The following is a 13,840-nucleotide window of genomic DNA, read 5'->3' on the forward strand; positions in this document are numbered from 1 at the left end:
GCAGAATCGAGAGCCCCGCCATGCCCGCGCCCCGCCCCGTCCAACAAGGCGACCATGTCTTCCTGGTAGACGGCTCCTCCTTCATCTTCCGGGCCTATTTCCAGTCGATGAACCAGGATGCGCGCTACAACTACCGGTCGGATCGGCTGCCGACCGGCGCGGTGCGCTTGTTCTGCAACGTGCTGCACAAGATGATCAGGGAAGGCGTGATGGGTCGCAAGCCTTCGCACCTCGCCATCGTCTTCGACAAGTCGGAGGAGAGCTTCCGAAAGGAGATCTATCCCGCCTACAAGGGCAATCGCCCGCCGCCGCCGGACGAGCTGATTCCGCAATTCCCGCTGATGCGCGCGGCGGTGCGCGCCTTCGGGCTGATGCCGGTCGAGCAGATCCGCTACGAGGCCGACGACCTGATCGCCACTTATTGCCGCATCGCCTGCGAGGCGGGCGCCGACGTGACCATCGTCTCGGCCGACAAGGATCTGATGCAGCTCATCCGCCCCTGCGTGGTGATGTTCGACCCGGCCTCGGGCGACCAGAAGGCCAAGGGCTCGCGGCCCGAGCGCATCATCGGCGAGGCGGAGGTGTTCGAGAAGTTCGGCGTCGGCCCGAACCGGGTGGTCGACGTGCAGGCCCTGGCCGGCGATTCCACCGACAACGTGCCCGGCGTGCCCGGCATCGGCATCAAGACCGCGGCCCAGCTGATCACCGAATATGGCGACCTGGAGGCGCTGCTCGCCCGCGCCCCCGAGATCAAGCAGGAGAAGCGCCGCCAGAACCTGATCGAGAACGCCGAGCTCGCCCGCATCTCCAAGCAGCTGGTGACGCTGGTCGACGACGTTGAGCTGGAGGTGCCGCTCGACGACCTCGTCGCGCCCGGCCTCGACGCCAGGGGCGCCATCGCCTTCCTCAAAGCGATGGAGTTCACCACGCTGACCCGGCGCATCGCCGAGGATGCCGGGCTCGACGTGGCGGCGATCGAGCCGGACGAGCGCCTGCGCATTCCGGCGGAGGACAAGCCGGCGGACGCGGCGCCGGCTGCCGCCGCAGATGCCGCGAGGGAGGCGCCGGCGGGATCCGCGGGCCTCGCGGCCGGCACGCCGGCGGCGCTGGCGGAGAGCGTCAAGGCTTCGCTGCTGGCGATACCGGTCGATACGGCGGCCTACGAGACGGTGACGACGCTGGAGGGGCTGGAGCGCTGGATCGCCGAGGCGCGGGACAGCGGCATCGTCGCCTTCGACACCGAGACCACCTCGCTCGACGCCATGCAGGCCGAACTGGTCGGCTTCTCGCTGGCGCTGGCGCCCGGCCGCGCCTGCTACGTGCCGCTGACCCACCGCGACAAGGCCGACCTGTTCGGCGGAGGCCTGCTGCCCGGCCAGATCCCGCTGCAGCAGGCCCTGGAGCGGCTGAAGCCGCTGCTGGAAGACCGCTCCGTGCTGAAGATCGGCCAGAACCTGAAATATGACGCGCTGCTGATGAGCCAGCTCGGCATCGCCGTGGCGCCCTACGACGACACCATGCTGATGTCCTACGTGCTCGACGGCGGCCTCGGCTCGCACGGCATGGACGAGCTCTCCGAGCGCCACCTCGGCCACAAGCCGATCGCCTATTCGCAGGTCACCGGCACGGGCAAGGCCCGGATCAACTTCTCGGAAGTGGCGATCGACCGGGCCACCGCCTATGCGGCCGAGGACGCGGACGTGACGCTGCGCCTGTGGAAGCTGTTCAAGCCGCGGCTGGTGGCCGAGGGCATGGTGCCGATCTACGAGACGCTGGAACGGCCGCTGGTGGCGGTGCTGGCGCGCATGGAAGCCGCCGGCATCACCATCGACCGGCAGATCCTGTCGCGCCTGTCCGGCGACTTCGCCCAAGGCGCGGCGCGGCTGGAGGCGGAGATCCACGAGCTCGCCGGCGAGAAGTTCAACATCGGCTCGCCCAAGCAGCTCGGCGAGATCCTGTTCGGCAAGATGGGCATTCCGGGCGGCAAGAAGACGGCGACCGGCCAATGGGCGACCGGCGCCGACGTGCTGGAGGATCTCGCGGCCCAGGGCATCGAGCTGCCGCGCCGCATCGTCGACTGGCGCCAGATCACCAAGCTGAAGTCGACCTACACCGATGCGCTCCCCGGCTACGTCAACCCGCGGACCCACCGCGTGCACACCTCCTTCGCGCTGGCGGCGACCACGACCGGACGGCTGTCATCCTCCGAGCCGAACCTGCAGAACATCCCGGTGCGCACCGAGGAGGGGCGCAAGATCCGCACCGCCTTCATCGCCGCGCCCGGCTGCCGGCTGATCTCGGCCGACTATTCGCAGATCGAGCTGCGCGTGCTGGCCCATGTCGCCGACATTCCGCAACTGCGCCAGGCTTTCGCCGACGGCATCGACATCCATGCCATGACCGCCTCCGAAATGTTCGGCGTGCCGGTCGAGGGCATGGATCCCATGGTGCGGCGGCGGGCCAAGGCGATCAATTTCGGCATCATCTACGGCATTTCCGCCTTCGGCCTCGCCAACCAGCTCGGCATCTCGCGCGAGGAGTCGGGCGCCTACATCAAGAAGTATTTCGAGCGCTTCCCCGGCATCCGCGACTATATGGACGCGGCCAAGGCCGAATGCCGGGACAAGGGCTACGTCGCCACCATCTTCGGCCGCAAGTGCCATTTCCCGGCGATCAACTCCAAGAACCCGTCGGAGCGCGCTTTCGTCGAGCGCCAGGCCATCAATGCCCCGATCCAGGGCTCGGCCGCCGACATCATCCGCCGCGCCATGGCGCGCATGGACGCGGCCCTGGCCAAGGCCCGGCTTTCCGCCCGCATGCTGCTGCAGGTGCACGACGAACTGGTGTTCGAGGCGCCGCAGGAGGAGGTCGAGGCGAGCCTGCCGGTGATCGCCGGCGTGATGGAGGCAGCACCCGAGCCGGCGCTCAAGCTGCGCGTGCCGCTGCGGGTGGACGCCCGCAGCGCCGGCAACTGGGAAGAGGCACACTGACGCGCCCACAGGAAGATCGTCCGCGGATCAGGATCGGTGACGCGGCGACTTGGCTCGCCGCTCTCCAGGCTGCACCGTGCACGCTGTTGATCAGATCAGATTATCGTGGCTTCTCGCGCCGTGTAGTATCCTTATGATCCTTTTAAGGATCTCGGCCATTGGGCCCGCGGCGATATTTCTCGATCATGCGGGCCTTGAAACGGGACGCCCCTTCCCAAGGCAGAGCCTCGCCGCTGTCCAGGCCCTCCTGGATTGCCCGGCGGATTTCCTCCGTCGGCATACCGAGAAAATCTTCGGCGGTGACGTGCAACTCGTGATCGAGGGCTTGAATCGCAGCCGATATGAAGGCTTCGACCGAAGGGCTGAGGCCGGCTTCGACCGCCCTGCGGGCCACAGCTTCCTGATCGAAGATCAATCACGTCGTCATGGCCGGACTATGGGCTGCAGCCGCCGAAGATCAACGGCGATGGGGCCGGCTGTCGCCATCGAACGTGGTGCGGCCTGATCCCTCGGGACGAGTCCCCCCTCTGTTTGCCTTGGCGCATCGGGGCCGCTCTGCTATTGCGCGCGCATGAGCACGCAAACGATCGACAACATCCGCAACTTCTCCATCGTCGCCCATATCGACCATGGCAAGTCGACGCTGGCCGACCGGCTGATCCAGGCGACGGGGACCCTGACGGACCGCGAGATGGTCGAGCAGGTGCTCGACAGCATGGATATCGAGCGCGAGCGCGGCATCACCATCAAGGCCCAGACCGTGCGGCTGAACTATGTCGCCAAGGACGGCAAGGCCTACATCCTCAACCTGATGGACACGCCCGGCCACGTCGACTTCGCCTATGAGGTGTCGCGCTCGCTGGCGGCCTGCGAGGGCTCGCTCCTGGTGGTCGACGCCAGCCAGGGCGTCGAGGCGCAGACGCTCGCCAACGTCTACCACGCCATCGATGCCGGCCACGAGATCGTGCCGGTGCTCAACAAGATCGACCTGCCGGCCGCAGAGCCCGACCGCATCAAGCAGCAGATCGAGGACGTCATCGGCATCGACGCCTCGGAGGCCGTGCCGATCTCGGCCAAGACCGGCCTCAACATCGACCTGGTGCTGGAGGCGATCGTCACCCGCCTGCCGCCGCCCAAGGGCGACCGCGACGCGCCGCTGAAGGCGCTGCTGGTCGACAGCTGGTACGACGCCTATCTCGGCGTCGTCGTGCTGGTGCGCATCGTCGACGGCACGCTGAAGAAGAACCAGCGCATCCGCATGATCGGCACCGACGCGGTCTACGAGGTCGAGCGCATCGGCGTGTTCCGGCCGAAGATGCAGGCCGTCGAGGTGCTCGGGCCCGGCGAGGTCGGCTTCATCACCGCCTCGATCAAGGAGGTGGCGGACACGCGCGTCGGCGACACCATCACCGACGAGCGCAAGGGCACGGCGACGCCGCTGCCGGGCTTCAAGCCGGCCCAGCCGGTGGTGTTCTGCGGCCTGTTCCCGGTCGACGCCGCCCAGTTCGAGGATCTGCGCGCCGCCATGGGCAAGCTGCGGCTCAACGACGCCAGCTTCTCCTTCGAGATGGAGAGCTCGGCCGCGCTGGGCTTCGGCTTCCGCTGCGGCTTCCTCGGCCTGCTGCATCTGGAGATCATCCAGGAGCGGCTGGAACGCGAGTTCAACCTCGACCTGATCGCCACGGCGCCGTCGGTCGTCTACAAGGTCAACCTGAACGACGGCAGCCAGATCGAGCTGCACAATCCGGTCGACCTGCCGGACGTGGTGCGCATCGCCTCGATCGAGGAGCCGTGGATCCGGGCGACCATCCTGACGCCCGACGATTATCTCGGCGCGATCCTGAAGCTGTGCCAGGAGCGCCGCGGCGTGCAGGTCGACCTCAACTATGTCGGCAAGCGCGCCATGGTGCAGTACGACCTGCCGCTGAACGAGGTGGTGTTCGACTTCTACGACCGGCTGAAGTCGGTGTCGAAGGGCTATGCCAGCTTCGACTACCATCTGACCGACTATCGCGAGGGCGACCTGGTCAAGATGCAGATCCTGGTCAATGCCGAGCCGGTCGACGCCCTCTCCATGCTGGTGCACCGGGCCCGCGCCGAGGGGCGGGGGCGCGCCATGTGCGAGAAGCTGAAGGACCTGATCCCGCAGCACATGTTCCAGATCCCGATCCAGGCGGCGATCGGCGCCAAGATCATCGCCCGCGAGACCATCCGCGCCCTGCGCAAGGACGTGACCGCCAAGTGCTACGGCGGCGACATCACCCGCAAGCGCAAGCTCCTGGAGAAGCAGAAGGAAGGCAAGAAGAAGATGCGCCAGTTCGGCAAGGTGGACATTCCGCAGGAAGCGTTCATCGCCGCGCTGAAGGTCGACGGCTGAGCGGATCGTCCTCGCGTCTTCACCCGCCGTATCCGACTTCTTTCTGGTGCCGTACCGCCAGGATCGTCACGGCATCGTTGTCAAGGTGATGGCGGACCACGTACCCGCTATTGCCGAAGTCGATCAGCCATTCCCGGTATTGTTCGGGGAGATCTTCGACGAGCCGGCCCATGCGCGGATGTGCGCCGAGCACTTGTACGCCCTTGATGATGGCGTCTCTTGCCCGCTTCGCGGCCGAAGGGCTTTTGCAGTGCAGGAAAGCGCGGAGCCGTTCGAGGTCGCGGATCGCGGCCGGAGCGAAAATCACTTGTGGCATACGGGCGGGGGCAGTTCGTTTTCAGTTCCCCAACTCGACAACCACTTTTCGACCTCGTCGGCCGTTGCGTGCAGTCCGGCTTCCCGAAATTCCTCCCAGGCCTTGAGCGTGTCCTGGCGCAGCGCCTCGCGCTTTTCCTCGCGCTCGACATATTGGGTGATGGCCTCGCGCATGATCCAATGTGATGTCCGCTGGCGAGCGTTGGCCAAGTGCTGCACGCGCTCTTTCAGCTCGTCATCGAGCTTGAGTGAGGTTGGCGATGCCATGAGTACTTCTTCGTCAAAGGTAATACCATGCGCTAAGGTAGCCATTTCCTGCCCCGAGTCCAGTTCCGCCTGGACGACGAGGCAAGTCGTCCGGCGGTGCCTCATCCCTTCACGCCGCCGGAGGTGAGGCCGGCCACCAGCGATTTCTGCAGGATGAAGGCGATCAGCACCGGGGGCAGGGCGGTGAGGAGGCCGGCGGCCGAGACCAGGCCGAAATCCGTGGCCCGGCCGGCGGCGAAGTCGGCGATGGTGACGGTCAGCGTCTTGGCGTTCTGGTTCGAGGTGAACAGGAGGGCGTAGAAGAACTCGTCCCACGCCAGCAGCACGCCGAACAGGGCGGCGGTGGCGACGCCGGCGCGGGCCAGCGGCAGCGTCACATGGGTCAGGGTCTGCCACAGCGAGGCGCCGTCGATCTCCGCCGCGCTCTCGATCTCCTCCGGCACGGCATCGAAGGAGGACTTGATGAACCAGGCGGTGAAGGGCGTCAGGATCGAGCAGTAGACGATGACGAGGCCGGCGACATTGTTGAGCAGCCCCAGGGCCGACAGCATGAAATACAGCGGCAGCACCAGCGCCACCGCAGGCATCATGTAGGTGGAGAGCACGCCGTAGAGCACGACGCCGTGCACGCCGCGCGGATTGCGCGAGAACGCCCAGGCCGCCGGGATCGACACGGCGAGCGAGACGATGACGGCGCCGAGCGAGGAGGCCAGGCTGTTGCGCAGGGCCATCAGGAAGGCCTGGCCCGGGCTGTTCTCGGCGAAGGTCAGCAGGGTGGCGTAGCGCGACAGGTCGATGCGGCGGGGAATGAAGTCGAGCGGCTTGGCGGTGAGAGCGGCCGGATCGGACACGCTCATGATCGTGAGCCAGGCGACCGGCGCCAGCGTCACCACCAGGAAGAGGCCGACCGCGGCATAGAGCAGGATGCCGGCAAGGAGCGAACGCTTCATGCCCGGGCCTCCTCGCTCCCGAGCAGGCGCAGATAGAGCGCGACGAAGATCATGCAGATCAGCACCACGATCAGGGCGTAGGACGCGCCCGAGCCGACGCGCATGAACTTGAAGCTCTCCTCATAGACGAAGAAGCTCATGGTCTTGGTGGAGCTGTCGGGTCCGCCGCGGGTCATGACATAGATGATGTCGAACACCTTCAGCGCCTCGACGCTGCGCAGCACCAGCGCCACCAGGAGCGAAGGCATGATCACCGGCCAGGTCACCGCCCGGAAGCGCTGCCAGGCATTGGCGCCGTCGAGCCTGGCCGCCTCGTAGAGGTCCCTGGGCGCGTTCTGCAGCGCGGCGAGGACGATCAGCGCCACCAGCGGATAGTTCTTCCAGACGTCGGCGGCGATCACCGCGTTCATGGCGCTGGCCGGGTCGCCCAGCCAGCTGCGATAGCTCTCCATCAGGCCGGCCTGGGTGAGCAGGGCGTTGAGGACGCCGAAGTCGGGCTGGTAGATCAGCCGCCACATCAGGGCGTTGACGATGGTGGGGATGGCCCAGGGCAGCACCAGCAGGGCCCGGCAGAAGGTCCGGCCGTGGAAGTCCTGATTGAGCAGCAGCGCGACGAGGACGCCGAAGAGCGCCTCGAGTCCGACCGAGGCGATCGTGAAATAGACCGTCTGCCAGATCGCCGCGCGGAAGTTCGGGTCGCTCAGGGCGTAGGCGAAGTTCTCGATCCCGGCGAACTGGGCCGCTCCGGGCCCGGCGAGCAGGCGCGCCTTGGTGAAGGCGAGCCACAGGGTGAGCAGCATGGGGTAGCCGACCACGGCCATGATGACCACGAGCATCGGCGTGGTGAGCAGCCATGGCGACGGCCTGCCCGGTTGTCGGTTCGCCATGGCGCCTGTCTCTCGGTGCGGAGGGGCGCCTGAACGGCATCTCGTGGCGTTCGTCACGAGATGCTGCTCAGGCTTGCGAGCGTGTGCGGATCCGGGAGGCCGGCCTAGCGCACATTCGCCGCGGCCTTGGCCGCCGCCGCCAGGGCGTCCTCCGGCGTGGCCTTGCCGGCCAGAGCCGACTGGATCTGCGCCTGGATGCCGGTCGACACTTCCTGGTAGGCGGCGACCTGCGGCCGGCCGGTCATCACGCCGATCGAGACGCTGGCCGCCTTGACCAGGTCCTCCTGGCCCTTGATCACCGCCGGATCGGCATAGGACGACTTCCAGATCGGCAGCGACAGCTTGGCATACTCGTTCTGCACCGGCTGCGAGGTGAGGTAGACGATGTACTTCCAGGCGGCGTCCGGATTGGCCGAGCCGGCGGTGATGCCGAGCGCCATCGAGCCGTTCACGGCCGAGGCCTCGGACTTGCCGGGGACGCCGGGAGCCGGCACGACGCCGACCTTGCCGACGACCTTGCTCTCGGCCGGGTCCTGGGCCTTGGCGTACATGTAGGTCCAGTTCAGCGCGAAGGCGGCCTCGCCGGCGGAGAACACCTTGCGCACGTCCTCCTCCAGATACTCCCTGGAGTTCGGGTTGGAGAGGCCGTCCTTCAGGCTCCGGACCATGTAGGCGAGGGCGTCGACCGTGCCGCCCTTGTCGAACACCGGCTTGCCGTCCTCGTAGAACTTGCCGCCGTTGGCGGCGGCGATCGTCGCCCAGTCGCACACCACGGCCTCGGCCTGCGACCAGCTCCAGACGATCGGATATTGCAGCAGGCCCTTGTCCTTGATCGTCTTGGCGTCGTCGAGCAGCTGCTGCCAGGTGCGGGGCGGTTCGGCAATGCCGGCCTTGGCCAGGATCTCCTTGTTGTAGAACAGATATTTCGTGTCGAGAATCCACGGCATGCCGTAGGACTTGCCGTTGTAGTCGACCGAGGTCCACGCGCCGTCGAAGACGGTCGAGCGGTCGATCGACTTCAGCCGGTCGGTCACGTCGACGAGCACGCCGTTCTCGGCGAAGGCCGCCGGCCAGATCACGTCGTAGAGCACCACGTCGTAGCCGGCGCCGCCGGCCGCCTTGGAGGCGACGATCTTGTCGTAGAGCGATTCGTAGGGAACGAACTCGAGGTTGACGGTCACGCCCGGATTGGCCTTCTCGAAGGCGGCCGTCATCGCCTTCACGTCGGCATCGCTGTAGGCGGCCTGCGACATGAACAAGGCGTTGATCTTCTGGGCCATCGCCTCGGTGGCGCCGGTGCTCGCCAACGCCGCCACCGCGGCTGCGAGGCCGAAGCGCCGCAGCGCCCGCATCAGTCCTGTCATGGTTTCTCTCCCCTCGTGCACGGGCCGGCGACGCGGCCGCTTCACGTTGCATCGGGCGTGCGCCTGTCTCCGGCGCTTGATCGGCCCATTTCCGATTTAATAACTCAATTTGAGTGATTGTAAAGACGGTGCCGCCGTGCAAGGGTCTGCAGCACGAAGTTGCGTGTTGCCGCGTCTCCACGAAAGGAATGCCATGCCCGGCGCGATTTCCGGCAGGAATGACCCGCCGTCCCGCGGCCGCCAGGGCCATCGGCCGCCCTCCCGGGATGCAGGGCGATGATGGCCCACGGCTCCTCTCCCGACGGCCGTGCCATCGCCGGCACCAACCTCGAGTTCACGCGCTCGCACAACCGCCGCGCCGTGCTCGAGGCCGTGCGCCGCGCCGGAGCGCTGTCGCGGGCCGAGATCGCCCGCGAGACCGCGCTCACCGGCCAGACCATCTCCAACATCGTCGAGGAACTGGAGCGCGCCGGCCTGCTGACGCCCGGCCCGCCGCGCCGGGAGGGGCGCGGCCAGCCGGCCATCCCCTATGCCATCAACCCGCGCGGCGCCTGGTCGCTCGGCTTCCACGTCGACCACCGCGCCATCGTCGGCGCGCTGGTCGACCTGACCGGCCAGCCGGTCGCCGTGGCCGAACTGCCGGCGCGCCGGCCTTCGCCCGCCGACGCGGCGCCGGCGATGCGCCTGCTGGCCGATCGCCTCCTCGCCGGCGCCGATATTCCGCCCGGCCGCCTGCTCGGCGCTGGGCTGGCGCTGCCGGTGCGATTCGGCGTCGGCGCCATCACCACCGCCGGCCCCACCACCTTGCCGGGCTGGGACGACCCTGCCGCGCAGGCCCATGTCTCCGAGGCGCTCGGCCAGACCGTGCTGATCGAGAACGACGCCATGGCAGCGGCGATCGGGGAGCGGCTGCACGGGGTGGCTCGCTCGATCGAGAGCTTCGTCTTCCTGTTCCTCGACGACGGCCTGGGCGGCGGCGTCGTCCTCGGCGGCCAGCCCTGGCGCGGCGCCTCGCTCAATGCCGGCGAGATCGGCCACATGATCGTCGAGCCGGGCGGTCGGCCCTGTCCCTGCGGCAATTGCGGCTGCCTGGAGCGCTACGTCTCGCTGCGCGCCGCCTATGAGCGCCTGGCCGACGACGCCGACGAGGCGACACCGGCCCTGCTGGCGGAACTGGAGGCCGAAGGCTCGCCCCGGCTCGACGCCTGGCTCGACGAGGCGGCGCCGCATCTGCGCCTGGCGGTGAACATCCTGGAATCGGTCCTGGATCCGCAGACCATCATCATCGGCGGCTTCGTGCCGGAAGCGACGCTGCGCCGCCTGATCGCCCGGGTCGAGCCGCTGCCCATGTCCGTCGGCGTTCGCCAGGGCCGTGCCCTGCCGCGCCTGATGCCCGGTGGCGCCGGGCCGCATATCGTGGCGCTCGGCGCCGCCGCCCTGCCGATCTTCGACGAGATCAACCCGCGCTTCGACGTGCTCCTGAAACGGTGAGGACGCGTCCGGCCGGCCCGCCGCTCAGGCGACTTTCCGGTCGGAGCCGAAATAGCCGACATATTTGTCGGCGATCTTCTCCACCGGCAGGATCACCAGGACGTCGGTGGTGCCGAACTGCCGGTCGATCACCGCCCCTTCGCCAAAGCTCGCGCCCAGGCGCAGATAGCCCTTCAGGAGCGGCGGCAGCGCATGCAGCGCCGCCTTCGGATCGATGGCCGTCTTGTCCATCCGATCCATCACCACGTAGCGCTCGGGCAGGGCCCTGGTACGCCATTCGCCCGTGGCGCCGGCATGGTGGTGCAGGAAGGCGAGCGGCATGGCCAGGCGGCTGGGATCGGTGCCTTCCAGGCTGGCGCAGCCGATCATCACATCGATCGCATGGTGCTGCACATAGGCCCAGATGCCGTGCCAGAGCAGCTCGACCGTGCGCTTGTTGCGGTAGGGTGCCAGCACGCAGGAGCGGCCGAGCTCCAGGAAACGCTTGCCGGGATGGGCGGCGAGCAGCGGCTCGATGTCGAACTCCGACGACGTGTAGAAACCGCCATGCGCCTCCGCGATCGACTGGCGCAGCAGGCGATAGGTGCCGACGACCTTGGGCTTGGCCTTGCGGAACGGCGCCGCCGGCGCGTCATGGTCGAGCACCAGGAGATGGTCGCAGATCGCGTCATAGGCGTCGCGGTCGCGGCGCGAGAACATCGAGATCGCGTCGGGGATGGCCGACATCTCTTCGTAGAACACCTGGAAGCGCAGGCGCTGAGCCTTCTTGACCTCCTTGGCCGAGCGGGCGAGGCGCACTTCCAGGGCGCCGATGCGCCCGAGCGTCTGCGGCAGCCCCGCATTCTCGGCCCGGCGCAGCCGCATCGCCGGCTTCAGGCGGCCGGGTGCGAGGGGGATGATGTCGCCGCCGAAGGAACTGGCGATCATGCCCGCCCACGCGCGCGGATCGATCTTTCCGAGGAGCACCCTCGGCATGCTGGTCGTCATCGTCCCCAACCCCTCAAGGCCCCACGCCGGTTGCGATTCGCGCGGCATCGCCTAATTCGCTAGCCAACCACGTATTGCCAACGCTTTTGTGACGAGAATCAAGTCGATTCGGCGCCGTCAAGCCCGTTTTGCCAGCGGCTTGGGCGTCAGCAGCGCCAGCAGGTCGTCGCTGTCGAACGGCTTGACGAGGAAATCGTCCATGCCGGCCGCGCGGCAGGCTTCCCGGTCCTCCTCGCGCATATTGGCGGTCAGGGCATGGATCGGGATCCGTGCGAGGCCGCCCGCCGCCTCGGCCGCCCGTATGGCCCGCGCCGCATCCGGCCCGTCGAGGCCGGGCATGTGCATGTCCATCAGCACGGCGTCGAAGGGCCGACGGCCGAAGGCGGCGACCGCCTCGCCTCCGTCCGTCGCCCACACGACTTCGGCTCCGAGCTTGGCCAGGACGGTGCGGGCGACGAGGGCATTGACCTCGTTGTCCTCGGCCAGCAGCACGCAGAAGCCGGCCAGAGGCCGGAGCGAGGGTCGCGCGTCGCTGTCCTGAGCCGGCGAAGGAGAGTTTTGGTCACTGATCTGCGCCAGCAACGAGGCGGTCCGCACCGGCTTGATCAGGTAGGAGGCCGCGCCGTGGCCCGTCAGGAGGGCGAGCTCGTGCCGTTCGCCGGGAGTGACCAGCACCACCACCCGCCGGCCGGCGGCAATGCCGGCGGCGGTGATCGCCGCCGCCGCCTCCGGGCCGAAGCCGCGGTCGGCCAGCACGGTGTCGAAAGGTTCGGCGGCGAGGCGCTGCTGCGCCCGGCCGGCATCCGGCTCCACGCTCGCCGCGACGCCCCGGCCGGCCAGCATGGCGGCCAGGGCCGGGCCGGTGATCGGGGAGGGGCTGGCGACCAGCACGCGCTGCTCCGGCAAGGGCGGCGGGAGCGCGGCGGCGCGGATGGCGGCCGGCAAGGCAAGGGTGAAGCGGAAGGCGGAGCCGGCGCCCGGAGCGCTCTCCACCGCGATCGAGCCGCCCATGCGCTCGATGATGCGCCGCGAGATGGCAAGGCCCAGCCCCGTGCCGCCGTGGCGCCGGGAGGACGAGGAATCGCCCCGCTCGAACTCGCGGAAGATCAACGGCACCTGCGAGGGCGCGATGCCGATGCCGGTATCCTCGACGCTGAAGCCGATGCGGGCGCCCTGGCGCGCGACGCGGATGACCACGCCGCCGGCATCGGTGAACTGGATGGCGTTGCCGGCGAGATTGAGGATGACCTGCTTCAGCCGCCCGGCATCGCCGATCACTTCCGCCGGTAGGTCGGCGGCGATCACGGCGGCGATATCGAGGCCCTTGGCGTGGGCTCGCGGCGCCAGCAGCTCGGTCACGTCCTCGATCAGTTGCGCCGGCGCGAACGGCCTCTCGTCGAGGTCGAGGCGCCCGGCCTCCACCTTGGAGAAGTCGAGAATCTCGTCGATCAGCGACAGCAGTGCCTCGCCCGAGGTCCGGATCGCCTTGGCGTAGGTCTGCTGGTCCGGCGCCAGGCGGGTGTCGAGCAGCAGGTCGGCCATGCCGAGAATGCCGCCCATCGGCGTGCGGATCTCATGGGTGACGGTGGCCAGGAAGCGCGACTTGGCCCGGTTCGCCGCCTCGGCGGCGTCGCGGGCTTGCGCCGCCGCGCTCTCGGCCTCGCGACGGGCCGTGATGTCGCGGCCGACGCTCTGGCGTTCCGGCTGGCCGCGCCCGGCGCTGCGCACCGCCACGTCCTGCCATTCGATCCAGCGCAAGCCGCTCGGGCCGGGGATTGCTTGCTCGCGGCGGCTGACGCCGTCTTCCCGCCTCTCGCCGGCGCCGCCGTTCGTCTCGGGGAAATCGAAGGTGGCGCCGATCAGGCTGTCGCGCGGATGGCCGGCCAGGGCGCAGAAGGCGTCATTGACATAGGTGATGGTGCCCCGCGCATCGCGCCGGACGATGAGGTCGCCCTGGCCGTCCAGCAGGCTGCGGGCCCTCTCCTCGCTCTCGCGCAGGTCCCATATCAGGTCTTCCTGCCATTCCGCCTCGGCCTGCAGCGTCTCGATGCGCCGACGGGCCTGACGGTCGCGGCGAGCGAGGACGAGGGCCGCGGCGGCCAATGCGACCGCCGCGGCCATCATGACGACGAACGCCAGGAATCCCACGGACCCCTCTTCGATCGACATCCCGTGAACCCTGTTTCGAGCGGGATCGGCGTCATGCGCCGTC

Annotated in this window: 11 protein-coding genes; 3 read left to right on the plus strand and 8 right to left on the minus strand. The window is 68.4% G+C overall.

Annotation, left to right across the window (positions count from 1 at the left end; genetic code table 11):
• Positions 1-20: 20 nt before the first annotated feature.
• Positions 21-2,990, plus strand: coding sequence for a DNA polymerase I (gene polA, locus AC27L4_RS16950; RefSeq protein WP_487143404.1), 2,970 nt, complete (start codon positions 21-23; stop codon positions 2,988-2,990).
• A 142-nt stretch (positions 2,991-3,132) separates the two neighbouring features.
• Here polA and AC27L4_RS16955 read toward each other — a convergent pair whose 3' ends face one another.
• A complete protein-coding gene (locus AC27L4_RS16955; RefSeq protein WP_487143405.1) occupies positions 3,133-3,405 on the minus strand; it encodes a hypothetical protein in 273 nt (90 codons plus the stop codon).
• 156 nt (positions 3,406-3,561) lie between these two features.
• On the opposite strand from AC27L4_RS16955, the gene lepA reads away from it, so the two are divergent.
• Complete coding sequence (lepA, locus tag AC27L4_RS16960) at positions 3,562-5,367, plus strand: translation elongation factor 4 (RefSeq protein WP_487143406.1); 1,806 nt, start codon at positions 3,562-3,564, stop codon at positions 5,365-5,367.
• Between the two features lie 19 nt (positions 5,368-5,386).
• Here lepA and AC27L4_RS16965 read toward each other — a convergent pair whose 3' ends face one another.
• From AC27L4_RS16965 to AC27L4_RS16985, 5 genes are all read right to left on the minus strand, one after another.
• The gene (locus AC27L4_RS16965; protein WP_487143407.1) at positions 5,387-5,683 is read right to left on the minus strand and encodes a type II toxin-antitoxin system RelE/ParE family toxin; all 297 of its coding nucleotides are present in this window, start codon (positions 5,681-5,683) and stop codon (positions 5,387-5,389) included.
• Positions 5,671-5,949, minus strand: a complete 279-nt coding sequence (locus tag AC27L4_RS16970; protein WP_487143408.1) for a CopG family ribbon-helix-helix protein — start codon at positions 5,947-5,949, stop codon at positions 5,671-5,673. Before AC27L4_RS16970 ends, AC27L4_RS16965 begins: the two co-directional genes overlap by 13 nt.
• Before the next feature lie 101 nt (positions 5,950-6,050).
• Positions 6,051-6,899 carry a carbohydrate ABC transporter permease gene (locus tag AC27L4_RS16975; protein WP_487143409.1) on the minus strand — a complete coding sequence of 283 codons (849 nt, stop codon included), beginning with the start codon at positions 6,897-6,899 and terminating at the stop codon, positions 6,051-6,053.
• On the minus strand, positions 6,896-7,786 hold the full coding sequence (locus tag AC27L4_RS16980) for a carbohydrate ABC transporter permease (protein ID WP_487143410.1): 891 nt from the start codon (positions 7,784-7,786) through the stop codon (positions 6,896-6,898). Before AC27L4_RS16980 ends, AC27L4_RS16975 begins: the two co-directional genes overlap by 4 nt.
• A gap of 104 nt (positions 7,787-7,890) precedes the next feature.
• Positions 7,891-9,141, minus strand: a complete 1,251-nt coding sequence (locus tag AC27L4_RS16985; protein WP_487143826.1) for an extracellular solute-binding protein — start codon at positions 9,139-9,141, stop codon at positions 7,891-7,893.
• A 285-nt stretch (positions 9,142-9,426) separates the two neighbouring features.
• On the opposite strand from AC27L4_RS16985, the gene AC27L4_RS16990 reads away from it, so the two are divergent.
• Positions 9,427-10,641 carry an ROK family transcriptional regulator gene (locus AC27L4_RS16990; protein WP_487143411.1) on the plus strand — a complete coding sequence of 405 codons (1,215 nt, stop codon included), beginning with the start codon at positions 9,427-9,429 and terminating at the stop codon, positions 10,639-10,641.
• A 24-nt stretch (positions 10,642-10,665) separates the two neighbouring features.
• On the opposite strand, the gene olsB is transcribed toward AC27L4_RS16990, so the two are convergent.
• Both olsB and AC27L4_RS17000 read right to left on the minus strand, forming a co-directional pair.
• Complete coding sequence (gene olsB / locus AC27L4_RS16995; protein WP_487143827.1) at positions 10,666-11,568, minus strand: l-ornithine N(alpha)-acyltransferase; 903 nt, start codon at positions 11,566-11,568, stop codon at positions 10,666-10,668.
• A gap of 177 nt (positions 11,569-11,745) precedes the next feature.
• Entirely contained in the window at positions 11,746-13,776 is a 2,031-nt protein-coding gene (locus AC27L4_RS17000) for an ATP-binding protein (protein ID WP_487143412.1), read from the minus strand.
• Between the last annotated feature and the right edge of the window lie 64 nt (positions 13,777-13,840).

The sequence above is a fragment of the Labrys sp. Lb11 genome (assembly GCF_057554225.1).